Origin of the sequence: Fictibacillus sp. BK138, assembly GCF_004216955.1 — a bacterium.
Taxonomy (GTDB): Bacteria; Bacillota; Bacilli; order Bacillales; family Fictibacillaceae; genus Fictibacillus.
In genome coordinates this window covers 2,269,076-2,288,851 of record NZ_SGXL01000001.1, presented here as the reverse complement: position 1 = coordinate 2,288,851, position 19,776 = coordinate 2,269,076, and the positions used below count along the sequence as shown (strand labels likewise).

The 19,776-nt window shown below is 38.5% G+C and carries 29 protein-coding genes; 15 read left to right on the top strand and 14 right to left on the bottom strand.

Annotated elements, in window-relative coordinates; translation table 11 throughout:
• Positions 1–12 precede the first annotated feature (12 nt).
• From ligD (EV282_RS20495) to EV282_RS11370, 3 genes are read right to left on the bottom strand one after another with little or no spacing between them, the layout of a single operon-like run.
• Complete coding sequence (ligD, locus tag EV282_RS20495) at positions 13–933, bottom strand: non-homologous end-joining DNA ligase (protein ID WP_242611858.1); 921 nt, start codon at positions 931–933, stop codon at positions 13–15.
• A complete protein-coding gene (gene ligD, locus EV282_RS20490; protein WP_242611857.1) occupies positions 906–1,868 on the bottom strand; it encodes a non-homologous end-joining DNA ligase in 963 nt (320 codons plus the stop codon). Before ligD (EV282_RS20490) ends, ligD (EV282_RS20495) begins: the two co-directional genes overlap by 28 nt.
• Positions 1,865–2,752, bottom strand: coding sequence for a Ku protein (locus EV282_RS11370; RefSeq protein WP_130295922.1), 888 nt, complete (start codon positions 2,750–2,752; stop codon positions 1,865–1,867). Before EV282_RS11370 ends, ligD (EV282_RS20490) begins: the two co-directional genes overlap by 4 nt.
• A gap of 170 nt (positions 2,753–2,922) precedes the next feature.
• On the opposite strand from EV282_RS11370, the gene EV282_RS11365 reads away from it, so the two are divergent.
• On the top strand, positions 2,923–4,056 hold the full coding sequence (locus EV282_RS11365) for a histidine kinase N-terminal domain-containing protein (RefSeq protein ID WP_165389431.1): 1,134 nt from the start codon (positions 2,923–2,925) through the stop codon (positions 4,054–4,056).
• Between the two features lie 35 nt (positions 4,057–4,091).
• Here the strand turns inward: EV282_RS11365 and EV282_RS20245 are convergent, their stop codons facing one another.
• Both EV282_RS20245 and EV282_RS11360 read right to left on the bottom strand, forming a co-directional pair.
• Positions 4,092–4,229 carry a hypothetical protein gene (locus EV282_RS20245; protein WP_165389430.1) on the bottom strand — a complete coding sequence of 46 codons (138 nt, stop codon included), beginning with the start codon at positions 4,227–4,229 and terminating at the stop codon, positions 4,092–4,094.
• Positions 4,230–4,286: 57 nt separating this feature from the next.
• Positions 4,287–5,150 (bottom strand): DegV family protein, encoded by an 864-nt coding sequence (locus tag EV282_RS11360; RefSeq protein ID WP_130295920.1) that lies wholly within the window; start codon positions 5,148–5,150, stop codon positions 4,287–4,289.
• 197 nt (positions 5,151–5,347) lie between these two features.
• On the opposite strand from EV282_RS11360, the gene EV282_RS11355 reads away from it, so the two are divergent.
• Positions 5,348–6,172 carry a YitT family protein gene (locus EV282_RS11355; protein WP_207224325.1) on the top strand — a complete coding sequence of 275 codons (825 nt, stop codon included), beginning with the start codon at positions 5,348–5,350 and terminating at the stop codon, positions 6,170–6,172.
• A gap of 139 nt (positions 6,173–6,311) precedes the next feature.
• Complete coding sequence (locus EV282_RS11350; protein ID WP_165389429.1) at positions 6,312–7,127, top strand: BsuPI-related putative proteinase inhibitor; 816 nt, start codon at positions 6,312–6,314, stop codon at positions 7,125–7,127.
• 248 nt (positions 7,128–7,375) lie between these two features.
• On the opposite strand, the gene EV282_RS11345 is transcribed toward EV282_RS11350, so the two are convergent.
• Both EV282_RS11345 and EV282_RS11340 read right to left on the bottom strand, forming a co-directional pair.
• Positions 7,376–7,636, bottom strand: a complete 261-nt coding sequence (locus EV282_RS11345; RefSeq protein ID WP_130295917.1) for a NifU N-terminal domain-containing protein — start codon at positions 7,634–7,636, stop codon at positions 7,376–7,378.
• A 20-nt stretch (positions 7,637–7,656) separates the two neighbouring features.
• A complete protein-coding gene (locus EV282_RS11340) occupies positions 7,657–8,109 on the bottom strand; it encodes a GNAT family N-acetyltransferase (protein WP_130295916.1) in 453 nt (150 codons plus the stop codon).
• 147 nt (positions 8,110–8,256) lie between these two features.
• Here EV282_RS11340 and EV282_RS11335 point away from each other — a divergent pair, with 147 nt between their 5' ends.
• Positions 8,257–8,844: a GDSL-type esterase/lipase family protein gene (locus tag EV282_RS11335; RefSeq protein ID WP_165389428.1), complete on the top strand. Its 588-nt coding sequence runs from the start codon at positions 8,257–8,259 to the stop codon at positions 8,842–8,844.
• Positions 8,845–8,865: 21 nt separating this feature from the next.
• On the opposite strand, the gene EV282_RS11330 is transcribed toward EV282_RS11335, so the two are convergent.
• The 3 genes from EV282_RS11330 to EV282_RS11325 all read right to left on the bottom strand — a co-directional run bounded on the left by EV282_RS11330 (position 8,866) and on the right by EV282_RS11325 (position 10,318).
• A complete protein-coding gene (locus tag EV282_RS11330) occupies positions 8,866–9,225 on the bottom strand; it encodes a DUF3813 domain-containing protein (RefSeq protein WP_130295914.1) in 360 nt (119 codons plus the stop codon).
• 2 nt (positions 9,226–9,227) lie between these two features.
• On the bottom strand, positions 9,228–9,371 hold the full coding sequence (locus EV282_RS20240) for a hypothetical protein (protein ID WP_165389427.1): 144 nt from the start codon (positions 9,369–9,371) through the stop codon (positions 9,228–9,230).
• A 134-nt stretch (positions 9,372–9,505) separates the two neighbouring features.
• Positions 9,506–10,318, bottom strand: coding sequence for a Cof-type HAD-IIB family hydrolase (locus tag EV282_RS11325; RefSeq protein WP_130295913.1), 813 nt, complete (start codon positions 10,316–10,318; stop codon positions 9,506–9,508).
• Positions 10,319–10,457: 139 nt separating this feature from the next.
• On the opposite strand from EV282_RS11325, the gene EV282_RS11320 reads away from it, so the two are divergent.
• Entirely contained in the window at positions 10,458–11,234 is a 777-nt protein-coding gene (locus EV282_RS11320) for an alpha/beta fold hydrolase (protein WP_130295912.1), read from the top strand.
• A 3-nt stretch (positions 11,235–11,237) separates the two neighbouring features.
• Here EV282_RS11320 and EV282_RS11315 read toward each other — a convergent pair whose 3' ends face one another.
• Positions 11,238–11,429, bottom strand: coding sequence for a hypothetical protein (locus tag EV282_RS11315; RefSeq protein ID WP_077361738.1), 192 nt, complete (start codon positions 11,427–11,429; stop codon positions 11,238–11,240).
• A 101-nt stretch (positions 11,430–11,530) separates the two neighbouring features.
• Here EV282_RS11315 and EV282_RS11310 point away from each other — a divergent pair, with 101 nt between their 5' ends.
• Genes EV282_RS11310 through moaD form a run of 4 tightly spaced genes read left to right on the top strand, consistent with a single transcriptional unit; the run spans position 11,531 to position 14,017 of the window.
• Positions 11,531–12,853 carry a molybdopterin molybdotransferase MoeA gene (locus EV282_RS11310; RefSeq protein WP_130295911.1) on the top strand — a complete coding sequence of 441 codons (1,323 nt, stop codon included), beginning with the start codon at positions 11,531–11,533 and terminating at the stop codon, positions 12,851–12,853.
• Positions 12,790–13,329 (top strand): molybdopterin-guanine dinucleotide biosynthesis protein B, encoded by a 540-nt coding sequence (gene mobB / locus EV282_RS11305; RefSeq protein WP_130295910.1) that lies wholly within the window; start codon positions 12,790–12,792, stop codon positions 13,327–13,329. Before EV282_RS11310 ends, mobB begins: the two co-directional genes overlap by 64 nt.
• The gene (locus EV282_RS11300; protein WP_130295909.1) at positions 13,316–13,777 is read left to right on the top strand and encodes a molybdenum cofactor biosynthesis protein MoaE; all 462 of its coding nucleotides are present in this window, start codon (positions 13,316–13,318) and stop codon (positions 13,775–13,777) included. The genes mobB and EV282_RS11300 overlap by 14 nt, the downstream gene beginning before the upstream one ends.
• A complete protein-coding gene (moaD, locus tag EV282_RS11295) occupies positions 13,778–14,017 on the top strand; it encodes a molybdopterin converting factor subunit 1 (RefSeq protein WP_130295908.1) in 240 nt (79 codons plus the stop codon).
• 178 nt (positions 14,018–14,195) lie between these two features.
• Here the strand turns inward: moaD and EV282_RS11290 are convergent, their stop codons facing one another.
• Positions 14,196–14,492: an HNH endonuclease gene (locus EV282_RS11290; RefSeq protein WP_130295907.1), complete on the bottom strand. Its 297-nt coding sequence runs from the start codon at positions 14,490–14,492 to the stop codon at positions 14,196–14,198.
• Positions 14,493–14,799: 307 nt separating this feature from the next.
• Between EV282_RS11290 and EV282_RS11285 the strand changes: the two genes are divergently transcribed.
• Positions 14,800–15,117: a hypothetical protein gene (locus EV282_RS11285; protein WP_130295906.1), complete on the top strand. Its 318-nt coding sequence runs from the start codon at positions 14,800–14,802 to the stop codon at positions 15,115–15,117.
• Positions 15,118–15,207: 90 nt separating this feature from the next.
• Positions 15,208–15,387: a YjzC family protein gene (locus EV282_RS11280; RefSeq protein WP_077361726.1), complete on the top strand. Its 180-nt coding sequence runs from the start codon at positions 15,208–15,210 to the stop codon at positions 15,385–15,387.
• A 39-nt stretch (positions 15,388–15,426) separates the two neighbouring features.
• Here EV282_RS11280 and EV282_RS11275 read toward each other — a convergent pair whose 3' ends face one another.
• Positions 15,427–15,606 (bottom strand): YjzD family protein, encoded by a 180-nt coding sequence (locus EV282_RS11275; RefSeq protein WP_077361724.1) that lies wholly within the window; start codon positions 15,604–15,606, stop codon positions 15,427–15,429.
• A 418-nt stretch (positions 15,607–16,024) separates the two neighbouring features.
• Between EV282_RS11275 and EV282_RS11270 the strand changes: the two genes are divergently transcribed.
• The 3 genes from EV282_RS11270 (at position 16,025) to EV282_RS11260 (ending at position 18,279) form a co-directional block, all read left to right on the top strand.
• Positions 16,025–16,765 carry an alpha/beta hydrolase gene (locus EV282_RS11270; protein WP_130295905.1) on the top strand — a complete coding sequence of 247 codons (741 nt, stop codon included), beginning with the start codon at positions 16,025–16,027 and terminating at the stop codon, positions 16,763–16,765.
• Between the two features lie 118 nt (positions 16,766–16,883).
• Complete coding sequence (locus EV282_RS11265; RefSeq protein ID WP_130295904.1) at positions 16,884–17,780, top strand: NAD-dependent epimerase/dehydratase family protein; 897 nt, start codon at positions 16,884–16,886, stop codon at positions 17,778–17,780.
• Positions 17,781–18,099: 319 nt separating this feature from the next.
• A complete protein-coding gene (locus tag EV282_RS11260; RefSeq protein ID WP_130295903.1) occupies positions 18,100–18,279 on the top strand; it encodes a ComZ family protein in 180 nt (59 codons plus the stop codon).
• A gap of 41 nt (positions 18,280–18,320) precedes the next feature.
• Here the strand turns inward: EV282_RS11260 and EV282_RS11255 are convergent, their stop codons facing one another.
• Complete coding sequence (locus EV282_RS11255; RefSeq protein WP_130295902.1) at positions 18,321–18,629, bottom strand: YppG family protein; 309 nt, start codon at positions 18,627–18,629, stop codon at positions 18,321–18,323.
• Positions 18,630–18,817: 188 nt separating this feature from the next.
• Here EV282_RS11255 and EV282_RS11250 point away from each other — a divergent pair, with 188 nt between their 5' ends.
• Entirely contained in the window at positions 18,818–19,750 is a 933-nt protein-coding gene (locus EV282_RS11250; RefSeq protein ID WP_130295901.1) for a beta-ketoacyl-ACP synthase III, read from the top strand.
• Positions 19,751–19,776: the final 26 nt, after the last annotated feature.

The window sequence follows — 19,776 nt, the reverse complement described above, 5'->3', positions numbered from 1 at the left end:
TCATTCTATCAGTTAAAGGCTTTTTTCTTTTAATGCATGAATAACAGGGGAAATAGGCTGCTTAGTTTTTGCGGAGAAAAACTCTTCAAAAGGATCGCCAACTTCTTTAATTCGGTCTTGAATTACAGTTAACGGGAATAATTCTGGACGCAGCTCTCGGGTGACTTCATGCCAATAAAGCGGGGCCGCAACGAGTGCATCTTCATTTCCTCTTACTGAATAAGGTGCAATGATGGTTTTACCTTCCGCATGCTGGATATAATCGATATAACATTTGTTGCCTCTGTTCTTTTTTAACCGTTCGATTGTGAACCAGCGAGGTTCTTTTTCAATTAAAAAATGTGCAAGAAATTCAGTGAATAGCCGTGACTCATCAAATGTAACTTGGTTATCAGGCAAGGGAATATAGATCTGCATTCCTTTATTTCCGCTTGTTTTAATAAATGTTGTAAGGCGAAGGTTATCGCAAACTTCTTTGATCATCAGTGCGGCTTCGATCGAAAGCTTGAATTCATCCCTGGAAGGCGGGTCCAGATCCATAACGATCTCTGACGGGTATGAAGTATCAGATGTGCGATAAGGAATATGGAATTCAAAAGCAAGCTGGTTCCCAAGCCATAAAAGGGTTGGCAGGTTATTGCAAACAATATAATTGATATCCTCTTCTTGAACCGTTTGTATAAATGCTGGAGCATAATCCGGACAGTTCTTTTGATAGAATCGTTCATCGCCAACTCCGTGAGGATATCTGATTACCGTTAGTGCACGGTTCTTAAGGAAGGGAAGCATGTACGGTGCTATATGTGTTAAATAGTTGATGAATTCAACTTTAACGATATTTTGTTTTGGCCAAAGAGGCTTATCAGGGCTTGTCAGTGTGACTATCTCCCCATTCACTTGTAGGTTCAGCTGTTCTTTTGCAGGTTTTCCCATGTGCAATCCTCCCAGTCAGCGTCAAAACGAAAACGAACAAAGCGTGGCTGTCTTAACTGATCTTTGTAGACCTCTAGAAAAGAGAGCTCTACACACAGAGACGGTTCTATCAAAATGATCGACCCTGATCTGCCGTTTTGGTTTTTCTTGACGATTTGAATTAGAGCTTCCTTCTCTTCAGGTGAGATGCCGTGTGAAAACAATCCAACAAACATGATCAGATCATCTTTTATTACACCCACATGGAAAAAACCATTTTCCGTATCGTAACCCGTCAATATCAACGTACTATATTTCAGGTTTTTTACCTTTATCCAGTGATTTGTTCGAGTTCCTGATGACCACTTGCTCTTCAATTTTTTAGCTACGATACCTTCGCTTTTGTTGTTGCGAACAGTTTGCTCAATATATTCTATATCATCTGTAAAGGCCACATAGTTCAAAAAAGATGAAGGAATTACCTTCTGGGTATCGATTTCTAATGCTTCCATAAAACTCGAAAGCCTTTCTTTTCTTTTTAAAAAGTGCTCGTGATAGATGTATTGCCCTTCAACTGCTAGCAAATCAAAAGCACAAAAAGAGGAGGGATACAGCTTAACAGCTTGTTTAACTCTCTCACTTTGTTTTAGCCTGCCTCTTTTTTGAATCTGTTCAAAGTTTGCTTTAAAAGAATTTTCTAATATGCACAATTCTCCATCGATCAAAAGGGGAAACAAATGATCCACCATATTTTCAATACTCTTTAAAAAATCAGGGATTTCCGGAAAAATGGTATGCAGGTGATGACCATTCCTGGATGTCATAATAATACTGGAATGGTCCCAATAAAGAAGACACCGGAACCCATCGTACTTTACTTCATAGACCCAATCTTCGCCAACCGGAAGTTTATCAGAAAGAGAAGGGAGCATGGGTTTTAGAAACGCAGAGATCATGAACTTGAAGCTTTCTTCTTAGCTGTTGATTTTTTCTTCTTTGTTTTCTTATCTTCGTCTGATACTTTCTCAGCTGTTTCTTTTTGTTTCTTCGTTTCTTTTTTCTTAGGTTCTTTACCTTTACTCTCGTTGATTGAGGCCTGTAAAGCTTCCATTAGATCAACTACATTTGTCTTTGGTTTTTCTTTTGCAACTTTAACTTCATCACCAGAAATCTTACTGTTGATCAGTTCAAGAACGGCTTCACGATATTCGTCTTCGTATTTTTCCGGCTCAAATGGTGCAGTTAGTTGTTCGATTAATTGTTTCGCCATCTCGAGTTCTTTTTCGTTCAGTGAAACTTCGTCCGTTATTCCAGGGACATGATCAACATTGCGTACTTCATCAGGGTAAAAGATGGTCTCTAGAACTAAGCCGTTTTTATAAACACGGACTGCAGCAAGGTGCTCTTTAGACCGAAGCGTGAACTTTGCAAGACCGATCTTGCCTGTGTCTTCCATCGCTTTCTTTAATAGAGCAAATGATTTGGTTCCGTTTTCTCCGGGGCCAACGAAATAAGAACGGTTGTAAAAAATCGGATCAATCTCTTCTAATTGGATAAAATCAATAATTTCTATCGATTTATCAGACACACCTGCCAGTTCATCCAGCTCATCTTTTTCAACTACTACAAACTTTCCTGGCTCATATTCATAACCTTTAACAATCTCTTTTGAATCAACTGTTTCTTCACATACCGGACATATCTTTTCATATTGAACAGGGCTGTGGCACTTTTCGTGTAAATATCTCATCTTAATATCTTTATTTTCTGTGGCAGCAAACAGTTTTATTGGGATATTTACAAGCCCGAAACTGATTGCACCTTTCCACATCGTATGCATGGAAACCATCCTTTCACGAATCGTTTACTATATAGTGTTTGATTTCCATTAAAATAAACATCATGTATATTTTTCCAACTTTTATACACATTTCGACAATGCATTGTAGAATCATGTAAAATCCTTCATAATGGATGGCAGAGATTGATTTTTTAAAGGGTGATTACAAAATGGATAGCAGTACACATGAGCAAATAAATAAAAAGCTGGCTTCTTTCCTTAGCGAGCAGAAATCAAGCATCGTTGAAAAATGGCTTGAAAATGTACTGTTGCCGCAGAATGATCCTTTTTATGAGGAAGTCAAAAAGAACGGCTATCAAACGATCGTAGAACTGATCTATTATTTGGAAACTGGGTCACTCGACAGAGTAAGCAAACTTACAAACAAAATGGCCATGGAGCGAATTGAAGCAAAGGCGAACATCGGGGACTTTGTACATAATATAAACATCGGACGAAGCATTGTTTACGAGCTTTTAATGTGTTCTTTATTGAACGAACATGAAAAAGGCGAAGGTGTCCTTATGATGCAGCGTTATTTTGACCACCTTCTTTTTTTAAGTGTGAAAGACTATACAGCACTGAAGGACTCTATCATTGATAGGAAAAATCAGTTCATCCAGGAAATGCACCATGACAGACTAACAATGCTTGGACAGATCGCTGCAAGCTTCGCACACGAGTTTAGAAATCCGCTGACATCTGTAAAAGGATTCATTTATTTACTTCAAAGAGAACTGGAGAAAACGGAACAATCAGATTATTATTTTGAGATCATCCAGAATGAGATGCAAAGTCTTGAGGAAAAAATCACTCAGTTTCTTTATCTATCCAAAATGAGAGGTCTTGAAGATAAGCTTGTGAATGTACCTTTAACCACCCTCTTAAAAGAGATGCTCGAATTTATGTATCCTCGGTTTACAGAAACGAATATCATCATTCATTCAGAATTAAGCGATGATATATATATTGAGGGAGATAGCTCACAGATTAAACAAGTCTTATTGAATATTCTTGTGAACGCGGTTGAAGAATTAAGTGAGTGGAATGGTGAACGTAATATTGAAGTTAAGTTGAAAAAGGCTTCAGATGAAATTGCTGAGCTTTCTATATGCAACAACGGAAATCCAATCCCTGAATATTTGCTGGAGAACGTTTTCGAGCCGTTTGTAACAACAAAATCCCTTGGAACGGGTCTCGGATTATCGGTTTGTAAACAGATTGTAGAAAAGCATAACGGCACGATCGAAGTGAATTCCAAGGAAGATTTCACATGTTTTACAATTAAATTCCCAACCATATAAAAAAGCTCCCGAAACATTCGGGAGCTTTTTTCATGCTAGAGATGATCGGGCTTTTTTGAGTAAGGCTGTTTGCCTTTTTGTTTAATCTCTTGTTCAGCTTCGTTCTTAAGCTGGTTCATCGCCTGATTGTCTTCTGGCCTTTTATTATCGTCTTTTGTATAGCGGTGTGTCATGTAGAATCCCTCCTGTCTCTAACATCTGTCAGAAGGAAATCGATTATACATCATGTTTCAATAAACTTTTTTAGGTGTATTTAAAAAGAATAACGCGATTGTTCCAGGTCCTGCATGTGCCCCAATCGCACAGCCGATCATCGTGATCAAAATGTTCCGGTTTCCCGTTTCTGCGATAATCAATTCTTTAAGTGCTTGTGCCGTTTCTGTATCATCAGCATGGCTGATTCCGATCGTCATATCATCCAGTGTCTCAGCGCGTTCCTTCATGAGTTCGACCATACGGCCTAAAACTTTCTTTTTTCCTCGCAATTTTTCAAGCGGGAATAGCTTGCCGTCTTCCATATGCAGTACAGGTTTAATCTTTAGAAGAGCACCCATGACTGCGGCTGTTTTACTAACCCGGCCGCCGCGTAATAAATATTCAAGGTCATCAACGGTAAAAATAGATTCAAGATGAGTTTGATAATGCTGCAGGGTGCTAATGATTTCGTTCATTGTTTTTCCTGCTTTTGCTTCTTTGGCTGCCTCATAGACCATGAGACCATAGCCGAGTGAAGCTGCCTGACTGTCAAAAACTTCAATCTGTGCTTCAGGATATTCTTCAAGCACTTCATTTTTCATGAGGACTGCGGTCTGATAGGTACCGCTAATTCCTGAAGATAAGGTTATGTATATCGCAGGTTTTCCATTCTTTGCATAAGAACTTAATGTTTCTTTTATAAGTGCAGGGGGTACTTGTGCCGTTTTTGGCGCGGCTCCATCTTTCATGTATGTATATAGCTGTTTTGGTTCAATGTTTGACCGGTCTAAAAATTCTTCGTTATTTATCTGTACAACTAATGGAAGCATAGAGATATCGTATTCTTCTAAAAGTTGTTTGGGCAGATCTGAACCTGTATCCGTTATAATTTGAATCATTTCATTTCACCTGCTTGGCTTTTTCTATAGTTTAACGTGTGATGGAATGAAAAGGCAATCATGATCTTTATAAAAAAAGTTAATTGGCTATTGACGGTGTTCTGCTTTTTCTGTTAAAAATGAATCTTGGACTATGAAAGGAGGGGCTTCACATGATCAAAGAACGTTTTCGTATCTCTGAACTAGGGATAAATGAAATGAAAACAATCTTTTTTATAATAGTAGGGGCAATATTAAACGCAATATCATTAAATATGTTTTTGATTCCTGCAAAAGTATACGCAAGCGGATTCACGGGAGTATCTCAGCTTATTTCCTCACTGCTTGAAAATACGGCATTTCCTATCTCAACAGGTATCTTATATCTAATTTTTAATATTCCAGTTACGGTTCTCGGCTGGATGAAAGTAGGAAAGTCGTTTACGATTTACAGTTTCTTAAGCGTAATCATGATTACCTTTTTCTTAGAGATTATCCCTATTACAGTAGTATCAACAGACATCTTGCTTAACGCCGTTTTCGGAGGTGTTATTGCAGCATTAGGAGTTGGGGTCACATTAAAATACGGTGCATCAACTGGTGGATTGGACATCATCGCCATGGTTCTATCACGAATGAAAAACAAACCGATCGGCGGCTACTTTTTCATATTAAACGGATTGATCATTATGGCAGCAGGTTTCTTATTCGGCTGGGAAAAGGCATTGTATACGTTAGTTGCTCTCTATGTTTCTTCACGTGTTATCGATGCAGTACATACTCGTCATGAAAAGCTTACTGCAATGATCGTTACGAAAAAAGGAAAAGAGATACAAGAAGCGATTCATGGAAGAATGGTGCGAGGAATAACAATCATCCCTGCAAAAGGTGCTTTCTCAAATCATGATAAAGAAATGCTCATGATTGTAATAACTCGCTATGAATTATATGACCTTGAGCTGGTCCTTAAAGAAGTGGACCCTAATGCCTTTACGAATATTATTCACACTCAAGGCATCTATGGATTCTTCCGCAACGACTAGGGGACAGACCCCATAAAAAAACAAACCTTATGATTTTGTACACACGGCACGGACATTATTCGTGCCGTGTTTTATTTATGAATCTTTTCGTTAAAATCACCATATAACGGTAAAAATGAATGAGAAGGTGGTGATTTGCTTGGCGCTAAAATCAAAAAAGGCTTTGTTAATAATTATTGCATCATTTATTATTTTTTCTATGGCATCTGGCTGCTCCAAAGATAAAGTGAAGAAGGGTAAAGGTAATGAAAGCATTAGTTCGCAGCTTAATCCCGTATTATCTATTCAACAGACAAACGATGGAATCGACTTTTTGGTAGCTCTAGAGAACCAAAGCAATCATACAGTAACCCTAACCTTTGACAGCTCTAAGATGTTTGATATTACGGTAAAAGATACAACAGGAAATGAAAGTTATAGGCATTCTAAAGGGAAGAAGTACAGTCAGCAAACAGAGAAAGTCCAGATCAAAGCAGGAGCAAGCCATTTATGGAAGGCAAAGTGGAAGCTTTCACCAGAGGACAGAAAAGCTGGAATATACAAAGTAAAAGCAATATTCACTCCGAGCAAAGTCACACCAGGATCTATTAAAACAGAAGAGCTGGCTATTACCGAGAACTTGACCTTGCAATCAGGGATAGCTGATTTGAAGAATAACTCATTTAGAAATATTCACTTCACAGGAACCGATGGGAAATATAAGGTATCTGGTGAAGCAAGAGTGTTTGAAGCATCATTTGCCTACTTAGTTACAGATGGGCATGAAGTTTTTGTTGAAAATCATGCACAAACTGCAGAAGGAGCACCTGCATGGGCGCCTTTTTCAGTCGAGATCAAGATTTCTGAGGAAGACTTGCCGATCAATGGTACATTGATGCTCGAACTGTTCTATTTTAGTCCGAAAGACGGCGAGAAAACAGATGTATTAGCTGTGCCTCTCGAGACCTTTAAATAAAAATATTTAGAATTTGAGCTTAGTGCATGTATTATTGCGTGGTCGTGAAGGTTTATGTGCGCTCAGGAGGATTTATGTGCGTTCACGGAGATTTAGCTGGTTCACGGAGGTTTTTGCGCGCTCAGGAAGGCTCACATGCGGTTCATAAATTTATACTCGGCCAACGAGACACATGACTACAAAACGACTATAATCAAAAAAACAAAAAACCAGCCCATCACACGTAGGCTGGTTTTTCAGATTATATATTAAGCATTTTCGTTTAAAGCTTTTTCGATTTCAGGCATCAGTTGATTCCAGTCGCTGTCTACTGTTTTGTTGACTGTGATGAAATTTTCAAAGCCAAAGATTGATTCTACACCGTCGATAGAGAGCAGCGCTTTTGCTAGAGGTGAATCAGTATCATCACCAACACGTGCAGATAATCTTCCTTCTAGAAACTTTTCAGATGCGTCAAACTTTAGTGCGTTCGGATTTGGTGTTGGCTGGATCGAAAATTCAATTGCCATAAATAACACTCCTTCTTTTATTAAAAATTAAATGCGTATCTCTTTGAGATGATATCATGAAAATCGAGTGAGTTATACAAATGCTTCGTTACAGAGTTGTTGATTCCTGTTTCTAATTCAATTGATTTAATTCCATCACGTTCAGCCCAGTAGATCAAATGAAGAAGCAGCTTGCGGGCAATACCCTTATTTCGGTACTCTTCATGTACATAAAGTTCATTAAGCCATAAATAAGGACCACCGATGCGAATGCTTATTCCCAAATTAAAAAAAGCAAGTCCGATAATTCTATCTTCTTCCTGGGCAACAATGATTCCGCTCTTATCGGGATTTTCCAAAGCAAGCTTAACACCTGCAAGGGTTCGGAAATGTTCCTCAGGCTCACCATCCATTGTGCGTTGCTGGATAAAAAGGTGCGCAATTTCTTCGATTATATGGGATTCAGCTTCATTCGTTACTCGATATATTTTCATTAAAATGCCCCCAAATTACTCGTAAAAACATTAAATTTAAACATAACATAACACATTATAACAAATTTATTGAGGCTATGACGTTTGATAAATGGAAATTTCTTTCGAATAACTATAAAAATAGACAATAAAAGGAGATGGGTGGGATTGAAGACTCTTGTTTGTTTTGGGGACAGCATTACATCAAAAGAAAAGAGTAAAGACGGTTCTTTGCGTCTGACCTCCCGGCTGAGACAGGAATTAACAGAATGGGTAGTTATGAACGCGGGTATTCCTGCTGAAACAACCAGGGCTGCTTTAGTCAGACTGCAAGATGATGTTTTGAGGCATCAGCCCGACTTTGTAACGATCTTGTTTGGCGCAAATGATTCGAGTGACCACAGGCTCATCCCTTTAAAAGAATACGAAAAAAACCTCACGTACATGGTAAATAAAATCGGAGCAAAAAAAGTAATTCTGATCAGTCCTGCGCCCGTTTTTGAAGAAAAACAGAAAGCTAGAACGAACGAAAGAATGAAAACATATGCTCAAACTGTCAAAAAGGTGGCAAAGCATGAGGGAACCGCATATGTACCTCTTTTTGAAATACTTAACGAAATGGATATTGAAAAGTTCGTTATTGAAGACGGTCTTCATTTTAATAAATATGGATATGAAGAATTAAGTGATCTGGTCCTAAGAAAAATTAAAACATTGACCGCCATATCATTTCCAAAAAAACAGCTTTCTCCATAAAAGAGAAAGCTGTTTATTGTGTTATTGCAAGTTATTTTGGTTTGAGTCATCTTCTAAAAGATTTTGAGCATCTTCTAAGCTTAAGCCAGTTGCCTGAGAGAAGGATGGAGGCTGCCCCGTTTGAGAAGTAGTTTGATTTGAATGAGCATCAAGTTCTTGCTGAAGTTCAGCAAGCTGAGCACGTTCTGCATCAGAAGAATTCGCCATAGCTGAGGATAAAGCATTCTGAGCAACTTCCATATCATGGCTCGAAAGGTTCGTGTGTGTAGTATGGCTATTCGTATAATTTTGGTTATGCATCATCTCATTAGCTGAGTTTTGGAATTTTCCAACAGCCTGTTGAACAGCATTTCTTGCCATTTGAAATAATTTATTTGCCATCCCTATATGCCTCCTAAAGAATTTCTTTCTTCTTTATCACGCTTGCGGTCTTCTTGTTCATTCTTGCTGAATGCCATGGTTGTTTCTTGGCTCACCATATCAGCACCTTGTTTGATTGTTCGTTTTGAACGGCTTTTTTTACTCATTTAAAATACCTCCTTTTCTCCCGTATGCTTAGTTTTAACCGTGAAGATGACATTATGTAAAAAGAAGATGAAACAGCATATAAAAGAAATGGAAATAAAAAAACCTCTGGAATTCCAGAGGTTATTAAAGTGAACTACACAAGTTCTAATACATTTTTCAAATAATGCGCAATTCCTTCTTCTTCATTTGTTTTCGTTACATAATTTGCCCGTTCTTTAAGTTCTTCGATGGCATTGCCCATCGCTACACCATGACCTGCATATTCGATCATTTCAAAATCGTTGTCCTCATCACCAAAAGCAATGATACGTTCTTGTGGAATATTATAATATGCTGCAACTTTTTCAAGCCCAGTCGCTTTATTTATTCCTGAACGAATGACTTCGATGATGTTCCAAGGAGCTGCCCAAACACGCTGATCAACGACTTCTGCATGCTCCAGTTCCAGCATTTTTCTTAGATCACCAATATGATGATCTTCAGGATGAACGAGGATTGCTGTTGGATCCTCGGTTAACGTTTTTTGAAGGTCTCCAATTTGGAGAGGATTTTCATTCATTATGAACGTATTAACAATAACTTCATCGTGTTTTCTTAAATAGACCTCATCAAGAACTTCGACCATGATGTTTTTCACCTTAAAAGTTTCACATGCTTTAATAATCCTTTGTGCGACGTCGAGCTCCAGAGGTGAATGGTGAATACCGAAAGAAGCATCATGCGGATGGTGAACAAAAGCACCGTTAAAATTTACAATAGGGGTTTTCAATCCAAGCTCTTCATAATACATGTTTGATGAACGATAAGGTCTGCCAGTTGAAATGCAAACATGGTGGCCTTTTTCGATCAGTTCAAAAAGCAATGCTTTTGTCTTGCGGGGAATTTTCTTTTCATCTGTCAACAAAGTTCCATCAAGATCAAGTGCAATTAAGTATGGTTGTGTCACAAAAGTACCTGCCTTTTTATTATGCTTTACGTAAAGTGTAATATTTTCCCTTGAAAAAGTCTATTCATATAGGTCTTCATTCATGAAAATGATGCATGTCTCATGATAAGATGGAAAAAAAGAGAAAGAGGAGATACATTTGGTTTCAATTCAAAATGGAACGATAGGGGATATCCCTTTTTTAATGGCTGAAAAAGAAGAGAATAAAGGGATGCCGCTGCCGCTCTTTATTTTTATACACGGTTACACGAGTGCAAAAGAACACAATCTGCATTTTGCATATACGCTTGCTGAAAAAGGTTTTCGGGTCATTTTGCCAGATGCTCTTCATCATGGTGAACGAATTTCTCCCAACCCTCCAAAAGTGATGGAATATGAATTTTGGAACATTGTTCATCAAGGTATTAAAGATGTGGATGCTATTATAGATTGGGCACACGAAAATAATTTTACTTCTGATGGAGAGGTCGCTGTTGGCGGGACTTCAATGGGAGCAATAATAACGTATGGTTCACTTGTAAACAATCAGGATATTAAAGCGGGTTGTGCCTTAATGGGAACTCCTTCGCATGAAGATTTCGCAAGATGGCAAATCGAAAGAATCGAAAAGGCTGGGCATAAGCTGCCTCTTTCAATAGAAGAATTAAATCATTCATATGAATTAATCAGTAAATATGATCTAGTTCAACATATGGATAAATTGAATAACCGTCCATTATTCATTTGGCATAGTGAGATCGATGCAGTTATCCCATATGAATTTGCAAAACCTTTCGTGGATCGACTTACTGAAAATAACAACAGATCTGTGTACATGAATGACAAAACATCTGGTCATAAAGTTTCGCGTTCTGCCTATTTGAACGCAGTGGAGTGGATCACTCAAAATATAAAATCAAAAAAAGAAACGGTGTAGTCATTACCCCGTTTCTTCTAACTTAAGTCGATATGTTCTTTTTGGCTGGTACATATGATCAATTTCGTCAATTTGCTTTTGAAGTGAATGCATGATGCGGAGCGTCCAAACACCCTTCTCGTTAAATTCTTCTGGGATGTCGGTAATGGTTACTTTATTGCCGCTTCGGTGGTAATATTCATAAGAAACCTTCATAAATCAACATCCTTTCTATAATTTAAAAAAATAATAACAAATTTAAACACAAAAGTAAACTGAAAAGTGTTTATTTTCTGATAATTTAAGGAGGTCCTATTTTGCCGGTTGCAAAAAGAAATCCGATTCCTGTTTCAGAAGCTATAAAAACGATCATGAACCATACCTCATTATGGGGAACTGAAGAAGTTCCGTTAACAGAAGCCGATAATCGTATACTTGCACAAGGCCTTTCTGCCACGCATGATGTACCGCCTTTTAACCGTTCACCATATGATGGATTTGCAATTCTTTCAAAAGACACGGCAGATGCAGCTGAAACTCATCCCGTTAAACTTCAAGTGTTAGAAACGATTGGTGCAGGTCATGTTGCAGTTAATCAAGTGAAAAGCGGAACGGCTATAAGAATCATGACTGGCGCACAGATACCAGTTGGTGCAGATGCTGTGATCATGCTTGAACTAGTAAAAGAAATGAATGAAAATGAAGAGTCCTTCATTGAAATTAAGCGTACCGTTAAATCAAATGATAATATATCGTTTCAAGGTGAAGATACAAAAAAAGGAGCAGTGATTGCTGATGCAGGCACTCGCATAACACCAGGTTTAATCGCAGTACTTGCAACGTTTGGACATCATACAGTCTCTGTTTTCAAAAAGCCTGTCGTGGGTATTTTATCTACTGGAACTGAACTGCTAGACATTAGCGAACCATTGCAGCCTGGAAAAATCCGAAATAGTAATGCGTATATGGTGGCTGCACAAGCGAGAGCAATGGGGGCAGCGGTGAAATTGTATCAGCATCGGGAAGATGACTTCAAATCCCTATATGAGAATGTAAAAGAATGCTTGAAAGAATCAGATCTCTTAATTACAACGGGCGGAGTATCTGTTGGTGATTACGACTTTCTTCCAGCGATTTATGAAAAATTAGGGGCTGAAGTACTTTTTAATAAGATTGCGATGAGACCAGGAAGTGTTACAACAGTTGCCTTGCATGAAGGTAAATGGCTCTTTGGTCTTTCTGGAAATCCTTCTGCATGTTTCGTTGGATGTGAGCTTTTTGTAAGACCTGTCGTGTTATCAGGGATGAAAGTAAAGAAACCGCACTGTAAAGCAGTGAAAGCTGTCCTTGGTGCGGATTTTCCAAAGCCTAATCCCTTTACCCGTTTTGTTAGAGCCGTTTTGACAGAAGGATTTGATGGGAACGTTGTAACTCCGGCTGGTCTTGATAAATCAGGATCGGTTTCATCACTTCTTGCAGCTAACTCACTCATTGTTCTGCCTGGTGGAACAAGAGGATGGGAGAAAGGAAGTGAGGTTGGCGTACTATCCTGGAACGGTGAAGGGAGTGAGTGGCCATGGGATTCCCCGTTATTCTTCAAGTCGCAGGGTACCAAAACAGCGGTAAAACAACAGTCATAACAAAACTGCTGAAACAGCTGTCCCAACAAAGAATAAAAACCGCTGTCATAAAGCATCACGGACATGATAATACCCTTGATTTTCAGGATGCTGGCAAAGATACTGAAAGTCACAGAAATTCAGGAGCATTCATTGCCGGAATATCTTCTTCAGGAGGCACTATATTTTCAATGAATCATGAATTGCCTCTTGAAAAAGCAATTGAGATATATAAAGTATTGGATATAGAGTGCGTATTAATTGAAGGCTATAAAAAAATTCAATACCCACGAGTTCTTCTTTGCCGGAATCAAAATGACAGTGATCTTATCATTAACTCCAGTAAGCTTGTTGCGATAATTAGTAAGGAACAGCTAACTAGCCAAGACAAGGTTCCGCAATTTATTAGAACCGAAGAAGATAAGTGGGTAAAATTTTTAATGGACTATATAACAAGCCGGGTCATTGAGGAGAGGGCTTATCATGAAACTGTTTAATATCACAAAAGAACCGATCAATAATCAAGAAGTTATTGATAAAGTGATACATCATAACGCAGGTGCAGTATCAGTTTTTATTGGTACCGTTAGGGAAATGACTGGGGAAAAACAGACACGTTATTTGGAATATGAAGCATATGTACCTATGGCAGAAAAACAGCTACAAAAAATTGGGGAAGAAATTCAAGAAAAGTGGCCAAATGCAAGAACTGCAATCACACATAGGATTGGAACACTTCAAATTTCTGATGTTGCAGTTACGATTGCAGTTTCAACTCCTCACAGGCAGGATGCTTTTGAAGCTAGCCGTTATGCAATTGAACGAATCAAAGAAATCGTACCGATCTGGAAAAAAGAACATTACACAGATGGGGAAGAATGGGTAGGAAATCAAAAAGGAACGGAAGAGTATCCAGAGGGCCGTCCGGAAAGGATTGAGAAATAGATGGTGCATATTTTGCTGTTCGCAAGTCTCGCACAACAAGCGGGTACTCAAAAAATAACAATAGATCTAGAGTCACCAGTTACCGTTGAACAGGTTAAAGACCATCTTCAAAATCAGCTTGGAGAACTTAATGGGATAGAAAATGCGCTCGTTGCTGTAAATGAAGAGTATGTTGATTTGACAGTTGAAATAAAAAACGGTGACACAATCGCCTTTATCCCTCCTGTAAGTGGAGGCTAATAAATAGTTAATGAAGGAATTTTAACGATAGATTATTCGTTTGATTCCTTTTTTTCTTCTATATAACATGTAAAACAAAAAAGCTTCCCTGACGAGTCAATTTCACCTTGGAAAAATCCATCCATACAGAATAAATCTTTATTGCAGATCTCACACGATCCTACATGTTCCTTCATTTTTATTTTCGCCTCCGTTTAAGCCGGTTTGATTTTTTCATACGTGGCATTGACGTTGCGGGTTGTTTTCTTAACCAGCTGATAAATTTCTTCATTTCGGGTGCATGCTTTAATGAATCCACAGTTGAATAGAGCGTGGCTAGTTCAGTATTCGTATATAAAAAGTGAATCTGTTTATGACAAGATATACATATATGTGCGGTATCTGAAAAACGGCCGCCTTCTTCTTTAGGGATTAAATGATGTACGGTTAGATCAACGGGCTGCCTTTTGCAAAGTTCACAAATACCTTTCTCCATAATCTTATCAAACCCTTCTTAATTGTAGATAGTTTGCGTAAACTTTGCTGATTTTGAAAGTAGTTGACTTCCGCTCCAGGTGCTCGCTTTCCGGGGGGCGTGCGGTGAGCCTCCTCTGCGCTTCACGCCGATAGGAGTCTCACCTGTCCCGCTAATCCCCCAGGAGTCTCGCACCTTACGCTCCAATCAACTTGCAAAGAGGAGAAGCAAAAAACTTAATCTTTTGAAAGTAATCCTTATTGTATAAACGGTACATTGAACCAACTTCTTTTTCTTTGAATAGGATGAGTTAAAAGGAGGGCGTATTATGTATCCAAATCAATTTGAAGGACAGAATCCCATTCAGCAGGCACTTGGCATAAACAGAAATCCATATAAAAAGATGTATAAAACTTGTATGAAGAACAGAAATCAGCATGTACAGCTGATGCTTATTGATGGAATGACATACTCAGGGTTTATAGAGTACGTTGATCAGCAAAATGTTTATTTTGCGATTCCTTATGTAGAAAATAATCAGAACGAATCCCGAAGCACGCAGTCGCAATATAACGTTGCCGGTTATCAATTATACCGATGTATGTTTCCGCTTCAGGCCGTGGCAGGAGTTTCAGGGGCATTTTAAACTTTATCCAGGATGTGAATCTTTTCTTTTTTTTAGCAAGTGTTATCACGCAAACCGCGGGTAACCTATAAAAGAAAGGAGGTTCATTTAATGGGACAGCATAAGCATTTTACACATGGTCAAAAAGCTCCGAATAACGGTATTTATGTCGAGATTGGCGAGACTGGAAGCATGGTCAATGATCCTCAGCAGATTCACTTGTCAGCAGGTGACCGTTTTCCAGAAACAACAAATCACAACCGTGTATGGACATATAAAAGAAAACCATAAACATAAACAAAAACCCGGCCATTCGCCGGGTTTTCATTTTTATATCTCTTCGCTTTGTGCTGGTAATAATTCACCAAGTACTGAAATTACGACTGTAAAGATAACGCCGAAGATTGATGCTTTTACAAAATCGAATGTTCCGCCTTGCATAGAGACCAATACATAGAAAATCATATTACTTAACAATAAAGACCAGATCAACGTCCAAATATAACGCATGCTACATTCACCTCTTTATGTAAACGAATTCTTTACCCTACTGTATAGTAACAAAAGTTGAGGCAAAGGAAAAGATTCTTTACAAGAATTTATATAGCCTGAGTAAAAAACAGCAAAAATTTTCATAAAATGTTCATGCTTAACAGGATTGACTGTCATAAATAAAGAAAGGAATACGTATACGTGCACTAGTGAAATTTTAAATAATTTTTAAAGAGGGGGCCGCGATATGGAGCAAAAATGGGAAGAACTTAAAGCGTTGGAAGAACAAGATGAGAAGAACCTTACTCCGGAAGGAAAAGAGGCTCTTGAACAGCTGAAAAAAGAACTCAATTCATAAAAACATAGGCAGATAACTTTAGCTATTTTTTTTCCCTTGCATACATTAGTTAAGAAAAGCTAATGCGAGGGGAGAAATGTGAGTATCGATAAACGCACTTTCCAAATAGACAATCAATGGAATATCATCCATCTGCCAGAGCGCCCAAATGGATTTGCAGTTATGATCATCGGTGATTGCAGCCATTACGTTGACTCTCACACCAGTCTTTGGAAACAAAGCACTGAACGCGCCTATCTAATTCAATCCCTCAAAGAACAAGGCTATACGATCTTCTATTCGAACCTTTACGGACGGCATTGGGGAAGCCCGAAAGCCGTAACTCTTGCGAAAAGGCTGTACCATTATGTTATGAAACACGAAATTTTAAATCCAAACATTCATCTAATTGCAGAAGGCATGGGAACTTTGGTTGCACTGCGGTTAATGGAGGAAATGGAACCTCATATACGCTCTGCCATCTTTATTAATCCTTGTTTTGACCTGAAGCATCACTTTAACCATGAAATGCAAAATCGTCTTTTCTTTAAGCGGCTAGTCAGAGAAATAAGCTCAGCTTACAATATAGAAGTACTTAAAGTCGTTCCGCTTATTGATCAACTTCCAGAAATTAAAGATTTACATGCTAAAACACCTGTGAAAATATGGCATGCTGCAAGAGGGGTCTCTTTTAATTTTCGTGACCATAGCAGAATTTATGAAAAAAGAAGACTAGAAATTTTGGCGCCCATCTCACTTTTAATCCATGTACCTGAAAATACATTCAATCCCGCCAAAGCTTTTAGGGAATTTTTTAGAGAAAATGAAAAAGTGCTTTAACCCCATTGTTTCCTTTATTTAAGGGCAATGGGGTTTTTAAATACAAAAAAAGTATCGTATTCCTGGCTTTCCTCCCATAGGATAATAAGAGTAGAAAATTGAAACTGGAGGCTCATACATGAAAAAGGCATTTGTGACAGGCGCAGCAGGATTTATCGGTTTTCATTTGTGCAGCCGTTTGTTAGATGAAGAAGTTGATGTGGTCGGAATCGATATGGCAGAGTCGCCAGACCGTATCGATTATATTGCGCGCCATGCTGGTTTTCAATTTCTTCCGCACGATATAAATGAAACAGATCTGCATCCATATACAAAAGACTGTGATGTTATCTTTCACCTTGCTTGTTCCATTAAACCTGCGGCACCGTGGACAAATATTGAAGATGAAGTTCAAAGGCATGTTTCCGTTCTAAAAAAAGTCGCTTCGTTTGCTAACCCGCAAACAAAGCTCATATATGTTTCTTCGTATGATGTCTATGGAAAGAGACAAGGAGAAGTGCTCGAAAATTCTCCAAAGAATCCAGAAACGCTGTTTGGTCTCATAAAATTGACAGAAGAAAATATGATCAAACAATTGGCTGAAAAAAATGACTTTCCATTTGTCATTATGCGTTTGCCTACAGTATACGGACCAGGGCAACCGGAACATCACACCTATCAGCAAGTGATTTCCAAAGAGGATAAAAGACAAGAACAAATATCAAAAGATACAGTTACTGAAGATGTTTTATTTGTAGAAGACGCTGCAGAAGCCTTATTCTTAGCTGGGAAAGCACCCGCAAAAAACGAAATCTACAATATTTCAAGCGGCAAACCAAATCATTGGCTCGAGGGGCTTACAGAATTAAAAGCAGAAAAGCTGACTTTCACAGAGAAAAGAAAAATGCGCATCAAGGGAGAGAAAGCTGAGCTTGAACTCGGCTTTCGAGCTAAAACGAAGATCAAAGAAGGCATACAAAAACAAATTATGCATTTTAAAAACAAGAAATCCAAGCCAAAATCAAATGAAATTTAATTTAAAGGTGGTTCCAGACATATATGAAGTCTGGACCATTTTTTATTGGGAAAAAATTTAGAATCGATATAAGAGGTCTAAAAGTTGTTGATTTCTGCTCCAAGTTGCTACCTTTCCACGGGGCGCGCGGTGAGCCTCCTACCGCTTTGCGCCAATAGGAGTCTCGTACCTTGCGCTCCAATCAACCTGCAGTGAAAGCATCTATGCAAATCAGTGTAAAAAAAGAATGTATTAAAGAGTTTCTGGAATTTCATTTTTTCTTTATACTTAGAAGGGGCTAACATATGCCTATTTTTACATAATGAGGAGGCAACTAACAATGAACAACGAACTGAACATGAAATTTATGCAGATTGCTATGTCTCATATGCCAGAGGCGAAAGCTTTTTTAGAGCAAAAGGGAATTGAGCTGGGAATGGAAGATATTCAGCCTATGCTCCAGCTTTTATTGAACGTGATGAATGATGCATATGAACTCGGAAAAGAAGAAAACCAATAAGTTATGTAAGCAAAAAGCCAACCTGAGCGGGTTGGCTTTTTTTATTTCTTTTTAAACGCAGAGAATATTGGAGATATCTGCTGAGCAACTTTCACGGATTGATCGATTACGGCAAAAATCTTATTGTAGTCCAGAGATCCTTCCTGCGTTCTGAAAGAATGTAAAAATGGGCGCGGCGGAAACGGCTGCTGAAACGGTGCAGGCATTCCTCTAAATCCAGGCCCGCCAAAGGCTTGAGGAGGCATTCCCTGTCGCATATGAAGGGGCTGCTGCTGCCCATGATTCATCGGATAACGTCCAGGAAACTGCGGAGGATACATTGGCTGTTGTTGATGCAGAGGATTGTGCATTTTGAACCACTCCTAATATCAATTTCACCAAACTTACATTTTTCTTCATTACAGGATATGCCCTAAGCCCTGTATTGGTGAAAGAAAACAACATTAACTAGACAAAATACCGGAATTGGCATAAAATTAGTACCAGGTCATAATATTTGTTATTAATTTTATAAATCTAAAACTAAAGGGGTAATGTTATGAATGCAGGAATCATTGGGATGGGCAGTTATATCCCGGAAAAAATTCTGGCGAACTCCGACCTTGAAAAAATGGTAGATACGAATGATGAGTGGATAAGAACTCGTACCGGAATCGTAGAACGCAGAATTGCAGAAGAATCTGTGAAAACGTCTCATATGGCAAAACATGCTGCTGAAGAAGCAATTCAGGATGCGGGAATTACTGCTGAAGAGATTGATATGATTGTTGTAGCAACAGTTACACCTGATAATCCTTTTCCGTCGGTTGCTTGTCAGCTGCAAGATTATTTAGGAGCGAAAAATGCAGTTGCAATGGATGTCAGTGCAGCTTGTGCAGGATTTATTTATGGGTTAGTCGTTGCAAAGCAATTTATTGAAACCGGAACGTATAAAAATGTATTAGTAGTTGGGGCTGAAAAGCTATCCAAAATTACGGACTGGAAAGATCGAAATACGGCTGTATTGTTTGGTGATGGAGCAGGTGCGGCCATCTTGTCACCAGTAAGTGAAGGAAGAGGAATTCTTTCATTTGAACTTGGTTCTGATGGTACGGGAGCAAAGCACCTTTATCAAAATGAATTTATCCATATGAATGGCCGTGAAGTCTTCAAATTTGCAGTCAGACAAATGGGAGAATCATCTTTAAATGTTGTTCATAAAGCTGGATTAACGAAGGAAGATGTAGACTTTCTGATTCCTCATCAAGCAAACATAAGAATCATGGAAGCATCCAGGGAAAGGCTAGAACTCCCGAGAGATAAAATGATCATGACCATCGATAGATTTGGTAATACATCATCTGCCTCAATCCCGATGGCATTAAAAGAAGCACTGAAAGATGGTAAGATAAAAGAAGATCATACAATCGTACTTGTTGGTTTTGGCGGAGGTTTGACCTGGGGTGCAGTTGCACTTAGGTGGGGACGATAATTCAAAATCATCAATGCTGAATAAAG